Raw genomic sequence first — 17,480 nt, forward strand, 5'->3', positions numbered from 1 at the left:
GATCGATGGAATGCGCGCGATGGTTGCAGCGCAAACCGTTGCGGTGATGGCCGTGGCCGCCGGCAGGCTGTGACCGTACAAGGGGTCATGCGGGCGACATTGGCAGTAGAATCGGAGGTTCCGCCCGGCGTACCGGGCGTTTTCCCCTCATCCTAAACGCCTATCTCCATGTCAGCTCCCCACTCTACCGATCGTTGGATCGTCCTCAAGTTCGGCGGCACCTCGGTGTCGCGTCGTCATCGCTGGGACACGATTGGAAAACTGGCGAGCAAACGGGCCAACGAAACCGGTGGCCGTGTGCTGGTGGTGGTGTCTGCGCTGTCGGGCGTGACCAACGAACTCACCGCGATCGCCGATGGCGCCGCTGACAGTGCCCAGCGCGTGGCCGCGCTGGAGCAGCGTCATCGCCAGTTCCTGGCCGAGCTGGAACTGGATGCCGATGCGGTGCTGGGCGAGCGCCTCGCCGCCTTGCATGCCTTGGTCGGCGACGCGCGCGCGGCCACACGCACGCTGGACTGGCAGGCCGAGGTGCTGGGGCAGGGCGAGTTGCTGTCTTCCACCATTGGTGCGGCCTATCTGCATGCCAGCGGCCTGGACATGGGCTGGCTGGACGCGCGCCAGTGGCTGTCGGCGCTGCCGCCGCAGCCCAATCAGAGCGAATGGTCCAAGCGCCTGTCGGTGTCCTGCCAATGGCAGTCCGATGCCGACTGGCGCGCGCGTTTCGATGCGCAGCCCACCCGCCTGTTGATCACCCAGGGCTTCATTTCGCGGCATGCCGATGGCGGCACCGCGATCCTGGGGCGTGGCGGTTCGGATACCTCGGCGGCGTATTTCGGTGCGCTGCTCGGCGCCAGCCGCGTGGAAATCTGGACCGATGTGCCCGGCATGTTCAGCGCCAATCCCAAGGAGGTGCCGGACGCGCGGCTGCTGACCCGCCTGGACTATTACGAAGCGCAGGAAATCGCCACCACCGGCGCCAAGGTGCTGCACCCGCGCTCGATCAAGCCATGTCGCGATTCCGGTGTGCCGATGGCGATCCTGGATACCGAGCGGCCCGATCTGCCGGGCACCAGCATCGACGGCAATGCCGAGCCGGTGCCGGGCGTCAAGGCGATCAGCCGGCGCAACGGCATCGTGCTGGTGTCGATGGAAGGCATCGGCATGTGGCAGCAGGTGGGCTTTCTGGCCGATGTGTTTACGCTGTTCAAGAAGCATGGCCTGTCGGTGGACCTGATCGGTTCGGCCGAGACCAATGTCACCGTGTCGCTGGACCCGTCCGAGAACCTGGTCAACACCGATGTGCTGGCGGCGTTGTCGGCCGATCTGTCGCAGATCTGCAAGGTCAAGATCATCGTGCCGTGTGCGGCGATCACCCTGGTCGGGCGCGGCATGCGCTCGCTGCTGCACAAGCTCTCCGACGTGTGGGCCACGTTCGGGCAGGAGCGCGTGCACATGATCTCGCAGTCGTCCAATGACTTGAATTTGACCTTCGTCATCGACGAAGCCGATGCCGATGGCCTGCTGCCGATCCTGCATGCGGAATTGATCGACAGTGGCGCGATGCCGGTGAGCGAAGGCGAGGTGTTCGGGCCGCGCTGGCGCGAGATCACCGGCTCGGTGCGCCCGCGGCCCACGCCTTGGTGGCATGCCGAGCGCGCGCATCTGCTGACACTGTCCAAGGCCGGCACGCCGCGTTACGTCTATCACCTGCCCACTGTACGCGCGCGTGCGCAGGCGCTAGCGCAGATTGCGGCGGTGGATCAGCGCTATTACGCGATCAAGGCCAATGCGCATCCGGCGATCCTGATGGCGCTGGAACAGGCCGGGTTCGGGCTGGAATGCGTTTCGCACGGCGAGCTGCGCCGCGTGTTCGATACTTTGCCCGAGCTGTCGCCGCGGCGCGTGCTGTTCACCCCGAGTTTCGCGCCCAAGGCCGAATACGAAGCCGGATTTGCGCTGGGCGTGACCGTCACCGTGGACAACGTCGAAGCATTGCGGCGCTGGCCGGAGGTGTTCCGTGGCCGCAACGTGTGGCTGCGCATCGACCTGGGGCATGGCGACGGGCATCACGAGAAGGTCAACACCGGCGGCAAGGCGTCCAAGTTCGGCTTGTCGTCCACGCGCGTGGATGAGTTCGTGGAAGTGGCGCGCACGCTGGAGGTCACCATCACCGGCGTGCATGCGCACCTGGGCAGTGGCGTGGAGACCGGCGAACACTGGCGGATGATGTACGACGAACTGGCCGGCTTTGCGCGCCGCATCGGCACGGTGGAGACCATCGACATCGGTGGCGGCCTGCCGATTCCCTACAGCGCCGAGGACGAGCCGTTCGACCTGGAGGTGTGGGCCAAGGGCCTGGCCGAAGTCAAGGCGGTGCATCCGGGCTATCGCCTGGCGATCGAGCCGGGCCGCTACCTGGTGGCCGAAGCCGGCGTGCTGCTGGCGCAGGTGACCCAGGTGGTCGAAAAGGACGGCGTGCAGCGCGTGGGCCTGGATGCGGGCATGAACACGCTGATCCGCCCCGCCTTGTACGACGCCTGGCACGACATCGAGAACCTCAGCCAGCTCGATGCGCCGGCCGATGGCAGCTTCGATATCGTCGGGCCGATCTGCGAATCCTCCGACGTGTTCGGCAAGCGCCGTCGTCTGCCTGCCGCCACCGCGCCGGGCGATGTGATGCTGCTGGCCGATGCCGGTGCCTACGGTTACTCGATGGCCAGCACTTACAACCAGCGCGAATTGCCGCGCGAAGAGGTGATCGATGCGCCCGCAGGCTGAGTTCATTGCGCTCAGTACGCTGGCCGGTGGCGCTGCGATCGTGTTCGCCACCGCGCTGCAGCAACTGAGCCTGGGCATGCCATGGAGCGACACCTTCAAATGGGCGCTGCCCGCGTTGGTCGCTGCCGGTATCGGCGCATGGTTGGCCGGGCGTTGGCAACGTCAGCGCGACGCGCGGGCTCCGGCACGCCGCAGTGGCGGTATGGCGGTGCGCACGGTGCTGTTGAGCGCGCTGAGTTATGTGCCGGTGGTGGCGCTGTATCTCGCAGTCGCCTTCGCGGTGTCCGGCGATGCGACGTCCGCACGCCTGGATGTGCTGGTGCTGGCGGTGCTGTTCGGCTGCCTGCCGCTGCTGTGGGCCGTAGTGCCGTTTTCCATGATTGAATATGTCCTGTGCCGGCGTTATCTGCGTCGCGTACGTGTTCCTGCAGGTAGTCCATGAGCGCTTTCGACAAACACCAGATTTCCACCTTCCGTTTCGTGCGTTGCGCACTCGACGCGCAGACCGGCGTGGCGACGCTAGTGTATGCCTTCGACCAAGGGCCGGAACTGGTCGAGACCGTCGCGGTGCCGGGCGCACCCTTCGCGCTGGACGGCGCGCATGCCGCTGCGGTGCAACAGGCGCTGCGCCTGCTGCACCTCATCGCCGGCGTGAGCTATTTCAAGGCGGCGGTACCGCCGACCATCCAGATCGACGATTACGCCATCGACGCGGACACCGCCGCGCTGGTGGAAAGCGTCTACCTGCACGGCCTGGGCGAGTTCGCCTACCGCAATGGCTTGAACCTGCACGGCAGGATCCGCTTCCCGGTGGCCGCACCGGCAACTGCCGATGCGCCGGCGCTTGGCCTGCGCGAGCATGCGTTGGTGGCGATCGGTGGCGGCAAGGATTCGCTGGTCAGCATCGAAGCCTTGCGGCATGCCGGCATCGACCAGACGGTGAGCTGGATCGGCGGCTCGCAGCTGATCCGTGCCTGCGCCGAGCGCACCGGTCTGCCGGTGCTCAATATCGGCCGCGTGCTGGCGCCGGAATTGTTCGAGCTCAATCGCCAGGGCGCGTGGAACGGGCATATCCCGGTCACCGCGGTGAACTCGGCCATCCTGGTGCTGTCCGCCTTGCTCAATGGCGTGGACCAGGTGGTGTTTTCCAACGAGCGTTCGGCCAGTTACGGCAGCCAGATTCCCGGCACCGGCGAGGTCAATCACCAGTGGTCCAAGGGCTGGGCGTTCGAGCAGGCATTTGGCGACTACGTGCAGCGGCATGTGGCGGCCGACCTGCGCTATTACTCGTTGCTGCGGCCGTTGTCGGAGCTGGCGGTGGCGCGCCAGTTCGCCAAGACCGACCACTACGACGCGCATTTTTCCAGCTGCAACCGCAACTTCCACATCATGGGCGAGCGCCCGGTGCATCGCTGGTGCGGGGTCTGCCCGAAGTGCCATTTCGTGTTCCTGGCGTTGGCACCGTTCATGCCCAAGACGCGCCTGGTCAAGATCTTCGGGCGCAATCTGCTCGACGATGCAAGCCAGGCCGGCGGCTACGATGCCCTGCTGGAATTCCAGGACCACAAGCCGTTCGAATGCGTGGGCGAAGGTCGTGAATCGCGCGCGGCAATGGCGGTGCTGGCCGGCCGTGCCGAATGGAAGGAAGACGCGCTGGTGCTGCGTTTCATCCGCGAGATCCAGCCGCAGCTGGACCAGCAGGAATTGCAGCTAGAGCCGTTGCTGGCCATCGACGGCGAGCACCGGATTCCGTCGGCGCTGTGGGAGCGCGTGCGTGCGAATTTCGCAGCTTGAGGGCAAGGCGGTTGCGTTATGGGGTTGGGGGCGCGAAGGGCGTGCGGCGTATCGCGCCTTGCGCGCCCGGTTGCCCGGTCAATCGCTGACGGTGTTCTGCAACGCCGAAGAAGCGCGTGAACTCGATGCCTTGGCTGATTCTGCGTTGCATGTGGAAACCGAGGCCAGCGCGCAGGCGCTGGGCCGGTTCGAGGTGGTGGTGAAATCGCCCGGCATCAGCCCGTATCGCCCCGAGGCGCACACCGCCGCAGCCGAGCACGGTACGCAATTCATCGGCGGCACCGCGTTGTGGTTTGCCGAGCATGCGCAGCCTGACGGTTATGTGCCTGGCGCCATCTGCGTCACCGGCACCAAGGGCAAGAGCACCACCACTGCGCTGCTGGCGCATCTGCTGCGCGCGGCCGGCCATCGCACCGCCCTGGTCGGCAATATCGGCCAACCCTTGCTGGAAGTGCTGGCGCCGCAACCGCCGCCGGGCTATTGGGCGATCGAGTTGTCCAGCTATCAGACCGGCGAGGTCGGGCGCAGCGGCGCGCGTCCGGAATTGGCGCTGGTGCTGAACCTGTTTCCCGAGCATCTGGACTGGCATGGCGACGAGGCGCGCTACGTGCGCGACAAGCTGGCGCTGGTCACCGAAGGCCGCCCGCGCATTGCCTTGCTCAATGCCGCCGATCCGCATCTGACCCAGTTGCAGTTGCCCGACAGCGAGGTGCGTTGGTTCAACCATCCCGATGGCTGGCATCTGCGCGGCGATGTAGTGTATCGCGGCGAGCAGCCGGTGTTCGACACCGCCAACGTGCCGCTGCCCGGTGAACACAATCGGCGCAACCTGTGCGCGGTGCTGGCAGCGCTGGAAGCCCTGGGGCTGGACGCGGCGGCGCTGGCGCCGGCCGCAGCGAGCTTCCGCCCGTTGCCGAACCGCCTGCAGCTGCTCGGCAGCGTGGACGGCATCAGCTACGTCAACGACTCCATCAGCACCACCCCGCATGCCTCACTGGCGGCGCTGGCCTGCTTTGCGCAACGCCGTGTGGCCTTGCTAGTCGGTGGCCACGATCGCGGGTTGGACTGGCAGGAGTTTGCCGCGCAGATGGCGCAGCAGGCGCCGCTGGAAATCGTCACCATGGGCGCGAACGGGCCGCGGATCCATGCGTTGCTGGCTCCGCTGGCCGCGAGTGGTCGCTTCGGCCTGCATGCTGCCGACGACCTGGAGCACGCGATGCGGCTGGCGCGCCAGGCGCTGGGCGAGCAGGGCGGCGTGGTGCTGCTGTCGCCGGGTGCGCCCAGCTTCGGCGCCTATAGCGACTACGTTGCGCGCGGCCGCCATTTTGCGCAGCTGGCCGGGTTCGATCCGGCGGCGATCAGCGCGATTCCCGGCTTGGGCGTGCAGTAGCGCTGCGTTGCTCGCGCGCGGAGCGACGGCGCCATCCGCCCCGGTTTTTTTCGACGGCCGTGGCAGAACGCCGACGCGATCGGTCCGTCGGCATCCACGCTGACCCGGCCTGCACGGCGGCAGCGCCTACACTCGCCGGACCTTCCCGGGAGCAGGCACATGCACATGCACAAGCAATGGAGATGGCGTGGCGTTGGGTTGTTCGGTGTCTTGGCGTCGCTGGCGTTGCCCGCCGCCGCAGCGATGCAGGCCAAACCGCTGGAATGGACGATCGGCAAGGACACCTTCAGCGGCGTGCTGGTCTACGACGACGCCGGTGCCGCCAAGCGCCCAGGGCTGGTGATGGTGCCGAACTGGCGCGGGGTCAACGATTCGGCGGTCACCAAGGCCAAGCAACTGGCCGGCGATGACTACGTGGTGCTGGTTGCCGACGTCTACGGCAAGGGCAAGCGTCCGGCCAACGACAGCGAGGCCGGGCAGTTTGCCGGTGCGCTGAAGAAGGACCCGCCGACGCTGCGCTCCCGCGCGCTGAAAGCGGTGGATGTGCTCAAGGCGCAGGCCGGCAAGGCGCCGCTGGATGCATCACGCATCGGTGCGGTGGGGTTCTGCTTCGGCGGCACCACGGTGCTGGAGCTGGTGCGCGCAGGCGCGCAGCTGGCCGGTGTGGTCAGTCTGCACGGTGGCATCGCCACGCCCAGCCCGGCGGCGGCCGGTTCCGCCAGGACGCCGCTGCTGGTACTCAATGGCGCCGACGACAAGAGCGTGAGCAAGGCGGACATCGCCGCCTTCGAAACCGAGATGAATGCCGCCGGCGCGGACTGGCAGTTCGTCAATTTCAGCGGCGCGGTGCATTGCTTTGCCGAAGCCGATGCCAACAGCCCGCCAGGCTGCCTGTACAACCCGCGTGCGGCGACGCGTGCATACCGCATGCTGGGCGACTTTTTCGATGAGCGGTTTGGTCAATAGCAGGGAGTGGTGATTCGGGATTCGGGATTCGCAACGGCGTGGTCCCGTTCTGCGAATCCTCCTGTGAGCTAGTGCTCAGGGCTTTGGGCTGAGCGTCGTTGCGCTAACGCATGCCGGGAGTCGTGAAAGCACAAGCAGCCGCTTTTGCGAATCCCCAGTCCCAAATGCCCACTTCCGTCCGGGGCGTCCAGCCCCGGATCAGTGCGTGCGTTGCACCGCGTAGCGAGCCAGGCCGCGCAATGCGGCGACCGCCGGGCTGGCGGGCAGGGTGTCCAGCGCCTGTTCGGCAGCGGCGGCGTATTCGGCGGCACGTTGACGGCTGTAGTCCAGGCCGCCGGTGGCATGAATCGCTGCCAGCACCTCGGGCATTGCGCTCGCATCGCCTTGTTCGACGATCTGGCGCAGGCGCTCCCGGGTGCTCGCATCCGAGTGCGCCATTGCGTGGATCAGCGGCAGGGTCGCCTTGCCTTCGGCCAGGTCGTCGCCCAGGTTCTTGCCCAGGTCTGCGGCATCGGCGGCGTAGTCGAGCACGTCATCGGCAATCTGGAATGCAAAGCCCAACTGCATGCCGTAGTCGTACAGGCGCTGCTGCACCTGCGTATCCGCGCCCGAGGCCAGCGCGCCCAGGCGGGTGCCGGCGGCGAACAGCACCGCGGTCTTGCGCTCGATCACGCGTAGATAGGCGGCTTCGTCGGTGTCGGGGTTATGCACGTGCAGCAGCTGCAGCACCTCGCCTTCCGCGATGCGGTTGGTGGTGTCGGCCAGGATCTGCATGACTTCCATGCGATCCAGCTCCACCATCAACTGGAAGCTGCGCGAATACAGGAAATCGCCGACCAGCACGCTGGGCGCATTGCCCCATAGCGCATTGGCGGTGCTGCGCCCGCGGCGCAGGTCCGACTCGTCCACCACGTCGTCGTGCAGCAGGGTGGAGGTGTGGATGAACTCGATGATCGCCGCCAGTTGATGGTGCTCCGGGCCGGAGCCGCCAGCGGCGTGGCCGGCCAGCATCACCAGCATCGGACGCAGGCGTTTGCCGCCGGCGGAGATGATGTGATCGGCGATCTGGTTGATCAGCACGACATCCGAGGCCAGACGGCGGCGGATCAGCGCGTCGACCGCGGCCATGTCGGGCGCGGCGAGTGACTGGATCTGGGGCAGGCCCAGGACGGTGGGGAGGTCTTCGGCGATGGTCATGCGCAGGCGTTCGTGATGTGCGCCGATTATAGGTGTCTGGGCCAGATCCGTCCCGCTGGCCGTGTCCAAAGGCCTCCGCTGTGGCCGCAAACCCTTGCGGCGCCAGCGTCGGGCCTGTCCGGGAGCGCCCGGATTCCGACCTGCCGGCGCGGCATTTCCCGGCCCGGCGCTGCGACGATCCGCCGGGACCGTGGCCGGCAGGTGCGGTAACATTGGCACCAAGACATTCACCGCCGCGCCCATTGGCGCCGGCGCACCATCTCGGAAGCATCTATGGCCCGCGGCATCAACAAAGTCATCCTCGTCGGCAACCTCGGCAACGATCCCGACACCAAGTACACCCAGGCCGGCATGGCGATCACGCGCGTGAGTCTGGCCACCACCAGCATGCGCAAGGACCGCGATGGCAACAACCAGGAGCGCACCGAGTGGCACCGCGTGGTGTTCTTCGGCAAGTTGGGCGAGATCGCCGGCGAGTACCTGCGCAAGGGTTCACAGGTGTACGTCGAAGGCGAGCTGCGTTACGACAAGTACACCGGCCAGGACGGCGTGGAGAAGTACAGCACCGACATCGTCGCCAACGAGATGCAGATGCTCGGCGGCCGTGGCGAAGGCGGCGGTGGTGGCGGCATGGGCGGCGATCGTCCGCAGCGCAGCCAGGCTCCGCGCCAGCAGCAAGGCGGCGGCGGTCAGGGCGGCGGTCAGGACTATGCCCCGCGTCGTCAGCAGCCGGCCCAGCAGCAGTCAGCACCGCCGATGGACGATTTTGCCGACGACGATATCCCCTTCTGATCGGTAGCCAGCCCGTTTGTCATTCCGGAAGGCCCGCATTGCGCGGGCCTTTTGCTTGCTGGCCACTGGTTACATCCACGCAAGGCGGGTTGTTCCGAAGCTTCCTTGAAGCGCAGGTTGAGCGGCCGGTACGACGGTGCCGCTCACCAAACTCTACCAAGCGTGGCTAACAACACCTCGCGAGCAATCATCAGCTGGGTGCGAACGCCACGCAGGAATCGGGTGTAGGCCTGGCACATGCCGATTCCGAGCCTGGGGCACGCCCGCGTGTGTTGAGTGAAGTCGTATTGTCAGCCACGCTACGCCGACGTCCGGTTCCGCCCATTTTGCTTGGCGCGATACAGCGCCGAGTCGGCGTCGTGCACAAAGGCATCCGGGCTGCGTGGCGTTTCGCCCGGTTCGAATGTCGCTGCGCCGACGCTGACGGTGACGTGCGCGCTGGTCGGGCTGGACATGTGCATCAGGCCGAGCGCGGCGACGGCGCTGCGGATTGCATCGGCCAGTCGCAGTGCGCCGGCAGCATCTGTCTGCGGCAGGATCATGCCGAACTCTTCGCCGCCGTAACGCGCGGCAATGTCTTCGCTGCGCCGTGAGCAGCCGGCGATTGCGCCCGCGATCAGGCGCAGGCAGGCGTCGCCATTTACATGGCCGTAGGTGTCGTTGTAGAGCTTGAAATGATCGACATCGATCATCAGCACCGACAAGGGCGCTTGTCGGTGCACCGCCTGCTGCAAGGCGCGCGAGAGCCGGTGATCGAACGCCCGCCGGTTGGCAATGCCGGTGAGCGCATCTATCCAGGCTTCGGAGCTGAGTTTTTCCTCGTTGCGATGCATGCGGCGCAATTGCAGATCCAGCCAGATGCCCACGCCCAGCAGCAACACGCACCCCAAGGTGGCGATCACGCTCCGCTGGCGCGCGGATTGCCGCCAATTGGCCAATGCATCATTGACCGCGACGCCGGTCAAGACGGTCAATGGATACGCCTGCGCTGGCGCGAAACTGGAGATGCGCTCCACGCCGTCGATCGGCGAACGATAGGTGGCAGTGCCGTGCCTGCGTGCGCGCATGGTGACGTAGATCGAGGTGCCGGCGATCGAGGTGCCGATCACGCCCGGCTTGTCGGGCCGGCGCACCAGCACGATGCCATCGTCATTGGTCATGCCGATGGTGCCGTTCGGGCCGACCTCGAAGCTGCTGTAGTAGTTCTGGAAATACTTCAGTTGCAGCGTGACCAGTACCACACCTGCAAATTCGCCGCCGGGCGTGTTGAGGCGCCGGCTCAACGTGAGCACCCAGCTGCCATCGGAGCGGCTCTGCACCGGCGGCCCGACCAGCGACAAGGCGTCGCGATGGTCGCGGTGGTATTTGAAATAGGCGCGGTCGGCGTTGTTGTGCTTTCTGGGCGTGCTGTCCAGTGACGAACTCACCCAGCTGCCGTCGGCTGCATAGATGAAGATGCCATGCAGCCGGTCCGAGCGACGCGCCTCATGTACCAGAAAGTCATGCATGACCAGTCGCGCACTGGCCGAGCCCTGGTCGTGCTCCACCCGCGACACCAACCCGGACAGCACGGCATCGGCGATCGTCAGGGTGTCGCTGGCATGCTGCGCCAGGGAATTGGCGAGATTCAACGATTGTGCTTCGGCGGCATGCAGCGCGCTGGTGCGCTCGTCATGGATGGACCAGTACTCCGAACCAAGCAGCAGCAGGCACGAAATGCTCAGCACAAAGTGCAACGCGATGCGTTGTGCACGTTGCCGCCGACGCTTGCTGGTCGATGTCACGGAAGTTACCTGTGTGGATAGCAGGGCAGTGCAACTGCTGTGCCAGCCTAGCGGTTGGCGTGGCGTGAATCGCTTGCACCCCATGACGCCATGCCGATCTGTGATTGATGCCTCATGCGCTGTGAGGAAACGCACTGGCGTGCGACGGCGACCCTGTCCAGCCTGCTGTTGCCACCACGCTCGACACTGCGACAAGACACGGCAGCCGACAGCAGAGCCACAGGCCAGCTCGACTGCATGCGGCTAACGCCCGGCGTGGTATCCCGAACGCCGATCACAACAGAGGAGCGCCGCATGCGCGCCATTCGTTTAGCGCATCCTGCAGGTTTGAATGCATTACATGCCGTTGCGTTGCCCGACCCCGGGCAGCCGGCACGCGGTCAGATCAGAGTGCGCCTTCACGCAAGCTCGCTGAATTTCCACGACCTGGGCGTGGTGTCGGGGCAGATGCCGACCGCTGACGGCCGCATCCCCATGTCCGATGGTGCCGGCGTGGTCGAGGCCGTCGGGCCTGAGGTGAATGAATTCGCCGTCGGCGACCATGTGGTGTCCACCTTCTTCCCCGAGTGGCTGGATGGCGAGCCGTTGCATGCTGGCTTTGCCACCACGCCCGGCGATGGCGTGGACGGGTATGCGCGCTCTGCGGTCTTGGCCGCCGCGCATGCGTTCACGCACGCCCCGGCCGGCTACAGCCATGCCGAGGCGGCCACCTTGACCACAGCTGGCGTCACGGCATGGCGCGCCCTGGTGGTCAATGGCGGGCTCAAGGCTGGCGATAGCGTGCTGGTGCTCGGCACCGGCGGTGTATCGATCTTTGCCTTGCAGTTCGCCAAGGCGATGGGCGCCGCCGTCATTGCGACATCGTCGTCCGACGAAAAACTGGACAAGGCGCGCGCGTTGGGTGCAGACCACGTCATCAACTATCGGCAGCACGCCGAGTGGTCGACGCAGGTGCTGGAAATTACCAACGGACGTGGCGTGGATCACGTGGTCGAGGTCGGTGGGCCGGGCACGTTGGCGCAATCGATCCGTGCTGGGCGGGTGGGCGGGCATATCGCCTTGATCGGCGTGTTGACCGGTGCCGCCGGTCCGGTGCCCACTGCAGAAATGATGGGCCGGCAGCAGCGCCTGCAAGGGCTGGTGGTCGGCAGCCGCGTGCATCAGCGGCAGCTGGTGCGTGCACTGGATGCCTTGCCGCTGCGGCCGGTGATCGACCGCGCCTTCGCGCTCGACGATATCGCCGAGGCTTTCGCGTTGCAGCAGGCGGGCGGCCATCTGGGCAAGATCGTGCTGGAGTTCTAGGGGCGGCTCGCAAGCCACTGCGCTCACCGTCAGGCGGGCGCAGTAGCTTGCGCGGAATCGGCATGTACCACTCGGACACTCCACGTCCTCCACGTTGTCCATGCCCGGCTGACGACTGCTCGCTACGCGTCGGTAGCCGCTCCAGGTCGATCGGTCGCATCCGGATGTTTTCGATGCAGTGCGCCCTGACGCGCCAGACGATCAGGGTGAAGCGTAGACACGAAATGAGTGTGCTGCGTAGATGCTCTGGTTGTCGCAGCCACACAGCTGACAGGGATGAGGTCATCCCTGTCAGCGCACAGAAAGATGTCGGATCACTGCAGAAGTTGCGAAAGGCTTTACACACACGCACATACACACGCTGCTCGTACGTCTAAACGATACGCAAGCAGACGCGCACCGCATTCCAACAATGATGAGCGCGTTTCATAGGCGCATGCAGTCCATGCCGCCAATGCGTGACTGGAGCGGCTCTAGAATCGGGGCATACCGCCGATTCGCACCCGCACACACTCGCCGCATGCTCACGCGATTGTGACCCGCCTCGCTGCACATTATTTAAGAACTGTATAAGCCAGCATTGTTGGAGATGCCAGCCATGAGAGATATCAAGATGACCCGTCGCGAGGTACTGATCGCTGGCACGGCGTCGGCAGCCAGCGTTGCCGCAACCCAATCGATGGCTGCAACTGCCGCCACTGCAATGTCGCAGCGGCAGGCGGTCGAGCCTGCCAATGCATCGAGCCAGGTTGCGTTCGAAGTCAACGGCAAGCCGGTGACGCTGACCCTGGACAATCGCACCACCTTGCTGGATGCCTTGCGCGAACACCTGCAGCTGACCGGCACCAAGAAAGGCTGCGATCATGGCCAATGCGGTGCCTGCACCGTGATCGTCGATGGGCAGCGGATGAATTCCTGCCTGTCGCTGGCGGTTATGCATCAGGGCGGCAAGATCACCACCATCGAAGGCCTCGGCACGCCGGACAAACTGCATCCGATGCAGGCAGCCTTCGTCAAGCATGATGGATACCAGTGCGGCTATTGCACGCCCGGGCAGATCTGTTCGGCGGTGGCGGTGCTGGACGAAGTCAAGCGCGGCATTCCCAGCCATGTCACTGACGATCTGACCGGCAAGACCCGGCTCACCACGCCGGAATTGCAGGAACGGATGAGTGGCAACATCTGCCGCTGCGGCGCGTATTCCAACATCGTCGATGCGATCAATGAAGTTGCCGGAGAGCGCGCATGAAGGCGTTTAGCTACGAGCGCGCCACGTCGCCCGCCGATGCCGCGGCCAAGGCGGCGCGCCAGCCGGGCGCAAAATTCATCGCAGGCGGCACCAACCTGCTCGACCTGATGAAACTGCAGATCGAAACGCCCTCGCACCTGATCGACGTCAACGGGCTGAGCCTGGATACCATTGAGGAAACGCCGGACGGTGGCCTGCGCATCGGCGCCCTGGTGCGCAATACCGATCTGGCAGCCGATGCCCGCGTGCGTCGCGATTACGCCGTACTGTCGCGCGCCTTGCTGGCGGGTGCCTCAGGACAGTTGCGCAACCGCGCCACCACGGCGGGCAACCTGTTGCAGCGTACGCGTTGCCCGTATTTCTATGACACCAATCAGCCGTGCAACAAGCGCCTGCCGGGCAGCGGTTGCGCGGCTATTGGCGGGTTCAACCGGCAATTGGCGGTGATCGGTGTGAGCGAGGAGTGCATCGCCACCCATCCCAGCGATATGGCCATCGCCATGCGCGTCCTCGACGCGGTTGTCGAGACCGTGCGCCCGGATGGACAGACGCGTGCGGTGCCGTTGTCCGAGTTCTATCGTGCGCCCGGCAAGACGCCGCACCTGGAAACCGTACTGGAACGCGGCGAACTGATCACGGCGGTGAGCCTGCCCAAGCCGCTCGGCGGCACGCATGTCTACCGCAAGGTGCGCGACCGCGCCTCGTACGCATTTGCCCTGGTGTCGGTTGCGGCGGTGGTGCAACGCGATGGCAGCGTGCGTGTCGGCGTCGGCGGTGTCGCCCACAAGCCGTGGCGCAGCGAGGCGGCCGAAGCGCAGTCGCGCCAGGGCGCGCGTGCGATTGCCTCCGTGCTGCTCGACGGCGCACAACCCACCGAACACAACGCCTTCAAGCTGCCGCTGGTTGAGCGCACCTTGACCGCGATCCTGGCCGACACGAGGGCCTGACATGAAATTCGACACTCCCGCCAGTACCAACCCCATCGACCAGCTCAAAGTCGTCGGCAAACCGGTCGATCGTATCGACGGTCCGCTCAAGACCACCGGGCAGGCGCCGTATGCGTACGAGCATCACGACCTGCCTGGACGTGCCGCCTATGGCCATGTTGTCGGCGCCGGCATCTCCAAGGGCAGCATCCGCAGCATCGATCTGAGCGCTGCGCGCAATGCGCCGGGCGTGCTCGGCATCGTCACCGCGCAGAATGCAGGCAAGCTGCAGAAAGGCAAATACAACACCGCCAAGTTGCTGGGCGGCCCGGAGATCCAGCATTACCACCAGGCCATTGCGGTGGTGGTTGCCGAGACCTTCGAGCAGGCACGTGCCGCAGGCCAGCTGATCAAGGTCGACTACGGTCGCCATGTCGGTGCCTACGATCTGGAGAAGGCACGCGCTGGCGCCAAGGTCACCAAGGAAGGCGGGGCACCGAACAGCGCGGTCGGCAATTTCGATAGCGCCTTCACGGCAGCGCCGGTGCAGTTGGATGCTGAATACACCACGCCCGACCATTCGCACGCGATGATGGAGCCGCACGCATCGATCGCCATGTGGGAAGGCGACAAGCTGAGCGTGTGGACCTCCAATCAGATGATCGACTGGAGCACGGGCGATCTGGCCAAAACCCTCGGTATCCCGCGCGAAAACGTGCGTCTGATGTCGCCGTACATCGGTGGCGGCTTCGGCGGCAAATTGTTCCTGCGTGCCGATGCGGTGCTCGCCTCGCTGGCCGCGCGCCAGGTCGGACGCCCGGTCAAGGTGATGCTGCCGCGGCCGCTGATCTTCAACAACACTACGCACCGCCCGGCCACCGTGCAGCGCATCCGTATCGGTGCACAGCGCGATGGCAAGATCACCGCGATCGCGCACGAGAGCTGGTCCGGCGACCTGCCCGAGGGCGGCCCGGAAATCGCGGCCGCGCAGACCCAGTTGCTGTATGCCGGTGCCAATCGGCTGATTTCCACGCGCCTGGCGGTGCTCGATCTGCCCGAAGGCAATGCAATGCGTGCGCCGGGCGAAGCGCCGGGCCTGATGGCGCTGGAAGTGGCCATAGACGAGATGGCCGAGAAACTGGACATGGATCCGGTCAAGTTCCGTATCGTCAACGATACCCAGGTGGATCCGGAAAACCCGCAGCGCCCGTTCTCGCAGCGTCAACTGGTCAAGTGCCTGGAAGACGGCGCAAAGCGTTTCGACTGGTCCAAGCGCAAGGCCAAGCCGGCCAGCAACCGCGAGGGGCGCTGGCTGGTCGGCATGGGCGTGGCGGCAGCGTTCCGCAATGCGCCGGTGATGACCTCCGGCGCACGCATGCGGCTGGAGCAGGGCGGCCGGGTGGTGGTGGAAACCGACATGACCGATATCGGTACCGGCTCCTACACCATCATTGCGCAGACCGCTGCAGAGATGATGGGCGTGCCGCTGGATTGGGTGGACGTGCGCCTTGGCGATTCCAGTTTTCCCGCTTCGGCCGGTTCTGGCGGCCAGTGGGGTGCGAACAGTTCCACTGCCGGTGTGTATGCCGCAGCAGTGAAACTGCGCGAAGCGGTCGCCAAGCAGTTGGGGCTGGACCCGGCCAAGGCCGAATTCGCCGACAGCCATGTGCGTGCCGGCGGCAAGCGCATTGCGCTCGGTGATGCTGCGGCCAATGGCGCTTTGGTGGTGGAGGACAAGATCGAGTTCGGCGACCTTTCCAAGACGCATCAGCTGTCGACCTTCGGCGCGCACTTTGTCGAAGTCGGCGTGGATGTCGCCACCGCCGAGGTACGCATCCGCCGCATGCTCGCAGTGTGCGCGGCCGGGCGCATCCTCAACCCCAAGTCTGCGCGCAGCCAGGTCATCGGCGGCATGACAATGGGCGCGGGTGCGGCGCTGATGGAAGAGCTGGCGGTGGACAAGCGGCTGGGCTTTTTCGTCAATCACGATCTGGCCGGTTACGAAGTGCCGGTGCATGCAGATATCCCGCATCAGGACGTGATCTTTCTCGAAGAGAGCGACCCGATGTCGTCGCCGATGAAGGCCAAGGGTGTCGGTGAGCTGGGCATCTGCGGGGTGGCGGCAGCGATCGCCAATGCGGTCTACAACGCCACCGGCGTCCGCGTCCGCGATTACCCGGTGACGCTGGACAAGCTGCTTCCGCATCTGCCCGAGCTGCTGCGCGCGTGAGTGCGGTGGTGGCCCCGGTCACGCATGCAGCGCCGGCCGAGCCGGCGTGGCCGGCATGGCCGAGCTATGCCCTGCACGATGACCTGCTGCCGACGCTGACTGCCTGGCATCGGGCGGGGCAGCGCGTGGCCATTGCCACGCTGATCGATGTGCAAGGTTCCTCGCCGCGCCCATTGGGAAGCGAGATGGTCATCAGCGCCGATGGCCGGGTGGCTGGCTACGTCTCCGGCGGCTGCGTGGAAGCGGCAGTGGCGCACGAAGCCATCGCCGCCTTGCGCGACGGCATGCCGCGCTGGCTGGACTACGGCGAAGGCAGCCAGGTGCTGGACATCCAGCTCAGCTGCGGTGGCCGTATCGGTGTGCTGGTCTGGCCGGTCCAGGACCTGGGCGAGCATCTGGCGCGCTGGCGCAATGCGCGCCAGCATCGTCGCCCGTTTCATGTCGCGCTGGATCGGACCACCGGCGCCGTCCGTTACCCGGCCAGCGTCCAGGAGCTGCGTCCCGAGGAATTCCTGCGCACGCATCGGCCCCCGCTGCGGCTGGTGCTGGTCGGTGCCGATCCTGCACTGCTGGTGCTGGTGTCACTCGCCAGCCAGATGGGGATGGAGGTGCGGGTGCTGCGGCCGCATGGCCCCAGCGAACCGCCGCCCGGACTGGCCGCGGACCATTACGATCGCCGCGCGTTGGGCGAAGCCCTGCAGGATCTGCATCTGGATGCGGATACCGCGCTGTACAGCCTCGCGCACGACGGCGACAGCGATTTGCAGGTCGCCTGCCGGGGGCTTGCCTCCGGGGTTGCCTGCATCGGCATTCTGGGCAGTCGCCAGAAACGCGAGGCACGCCTACAGGCACTGCGTGCGCTCGGGCATGACGATGCCGCACTAGCCAGGCTGCGGCTGCCTGCGGGCTGGCGCATGGGGCGCTCCTCACCGCACACGATTGCGTTGGGCATCATTGCCGAAGCCACCCAGGCAGTCGCCGATGGGCCGGCTGCTGCTTCGTTGGTTGGCTAAGAGCGTTTAAAACGACCGCGCTTACCGCCAGGCGGGCGCGGCCGGTGCCCGGAATCGGT

At 65.9% G+C, this 17,480-nt stretch carries 13 protein-coding genes and 2 other RNA genes; 12 read left to right on the forward strand and 3 right to left on the reverse strand.

Going from position 1 to position 17,480, the window contains the following annotated elements:
• Positions 1–168 precede the first annotated feature (168 nt).
• The 5 genes from LL972_RS04805 to LL972_RS04825 all read left to right on the forward strand — a co-directional run bounded on the left by LL972_RS04805 (position 169) and on the right by LL972_RS04825 (position 6,928).
• Complete coding sequence (locus tag LL972_RS04805; RefSeq protein ID WP_228326614.1) at positions 169–2,778, forward strand: bifunctional aspartate kinase/diaminopimelate decarboxylase; 2,610 nt, start codon at positions 169–171, stop codon at positions 2,776–2,778.
• Positions 2,762–3,220, forward strand: a complete 459-nt coding sequence (locus LL972_RS04810; RefSeq protein WP_228326615.1) for a hypothetical protein — start codon at positions 2,762–2,764, stop codon at positions 3,218–3,220. The genes LL972_RS04805 and LL972_RS04810 overlap by 17 nt, the downstream gene beginning before the upstream one ends.
• A complete protein-coding gene (gene murL, locus LL972_RS04815; RefSeq protein WP_228326616.1) occupies positions 3,217–4,572 on the forward strand; it encodes a UDP-N-acetyl-alpha-D-muramoyl-L-alanyl-L-glutamate epimerase in 1,356 nt (451 codons plus the stop codon). The genes LL972_RS04810 and murL overlap by 4 nt, the downstream gene beginning before the upstream one ends.
• A complete protein-coding gene (gene murD / locus LL972_RS04820) occupies positions 4,553–5,962 on the forward strand; it encodes a UDP-N-acetylmuramoyl-L-alanine--D-glutamate ligase (RefSeq protein ID WP_228326617.1) in 1,410 nt (469 codons plus the stop codon). The genes murL and murD overlap by 20 nt, the downstream gene beginning before the upstream one ends.
• 165 nt (positions 5,963–6,127) lie before the next feature.
• Positions 6,128–6,928, forward strand: coding sequence for a dienelactone hydrolase family protein (locus tag LL972_RS04825; protein WP_228326664.1), 801 nt, complete (start codon positions 6,128–6,130; stop codon positions 6,926–6,928).
• A gap of 198 nt (positions 6,929–7,126) precedes the next feature.
• On the opposite strand, the gene LL972_RS04830 is transcribed toward LL972_RS04825, so the two are convergent.
• Complete coding sequence (locus tag LL972_RS04830) at positions 7,127–8,125, reverse strand: polyprenyl synthetase family protein (protein ID WP_228326618.1); 999 nt, start codon at positions 8,123–8,125, stop codon at positions 7,127–7,129.
• 273 nt (positions 8,126–8,398) lie between these two features.
• Here LL972_RS04830 and LL972_RS04835 point away from each other — a divergent pair, with 273 nt between their 5' ends.
• Positions 8,399–8,917 carry a single-stranded DNA-binding protein gene (locus LL972_RS04835; protein WP_104594466.1) on the forward strand — a complete coding sequence of 173 codons (519 nt, stop codon included), beginning with the start codon at positions 8,399–8,401 and terminating at the stop codon, positions 8,915–8,917.
• 164 nt (positions 8,918–9,081) lie between these two features.
• On the opposite strand, the gene LL972_RS04840 is transcribed toward LL972_RS04835, so the two are convergent.
• A non-coding RNA gene (locus tag LL972_RS04840) (sX9 sRNA) lies at positions 9,082–9,156 on the reverse strand.
• Positions 9,157–9,216: 60 nt separating this feature from the next.
• Positions 9,217–10,785, reverse strand: a complete 1,569-nt coding sequence (locus LL972_RS04845; protein ID WP_228326619.1) for a sensor domain-containing diguanylate cyclase — start codon at positions 10,783–10,785, stop codon at positions 9,217–9,219.
• Positions 10,786–10,995: 210 nt separating this feature from the next.
• Here LL972_RS04845 and LL972_RS04850 point away from each other — a divergent pair, with 210 nt between their 5' ends.
• The 6 genes from LL972_RS04850 to LL972_RS04875 all read left to right on the forward strand — a co-directional run bounded on the left by LL972_RS04850 (position 10,996) and on the right by LL972_RS04875 (position 17,421).
• Complete coding sequence (locus tag LL972_RS04850) at positions 10,996–12,003, forward strand: zinc-dependent alcohol dehydrogenase family protein (RefSeq protein ID WP_228326620.1); 1,008 nt, start codon at positions 10,996–10,998, stop codon at positions 12,001–12,003.
• 62 nt (positions 12,004–12,065) lie between these two features.
• A non-coding RNA gene (locus LL972_RS04855) (sX9 sRNA) lies at positions 12,066–12,141 on the forward strand.
• A 460-nt stretch (positions 12,142–12,601) separates the two neighbouring features.
• Positions 12,602–13,252, forward strand: a complete 651-nt coding sequence (paoA, locus tag LL972_RS04860; protein WP_228326621.1) for an aldehyde dehydrogenase iron-sulfur subunit PaoA — start codon at positions 12,602–12,604, stop codon at positions 13,250–13,252.
• The gene (locus tag LL972_RS04865; protein WP_039526229.1) at positions 13,249–14,199 is read left to right on the forward strand and encodes an FAD binding domain-containing protein; all 951 of its coding nucleotides are present in this window, start codon (positions 13,249–13,251) and stop codon (positions 14,197–14,199) included. The genes paoA and LL972_RS04865 overlap by 4 nt, the downstream gene beginning before the upstream one ends.
• A 1-nt stretch (position 14,200) precedes the next feature.
• Positions 14,201–16,408 (forward strand): aldehyde oxidoreductase molybdenum-binding subunit PaoC, encoded by a 2,208-nt coding sequence (paoC, locus tag LL972_RS04870; protein ID WP_228326622.1) that lies wholly within the window; start codon positions 14,201–14,203, stop codon positions 16,406–16,408.
• Positions 16,405–17,421: an XdhC family protein gene (locus LL972_RS04875; protein ID WP_228326623.1), complete on the forward strand. Its 1,017-nt coding sequence runs from the start codon at positions 16,405–16,407 to the stop codon at positions 17,419–17,421. Before paoC ends, LL972_RS04875 begins: the two co-directional genes overlap by 4 nt.
• The last annotated feature ends 59 nt before the right edge of the window (positions 17,422–17,480 follow it).

The organism is Xanthomonas campestris pv. asclepiadis, from assembly GCF_020784175.1.
Classification (GTDB): Bacteria; Pseudomonadota; Gammaproteobacteria; order Xanthomonadales; family Xanthomonadaceae; genus Xanthomonas; species Xanthomonas campestris_D.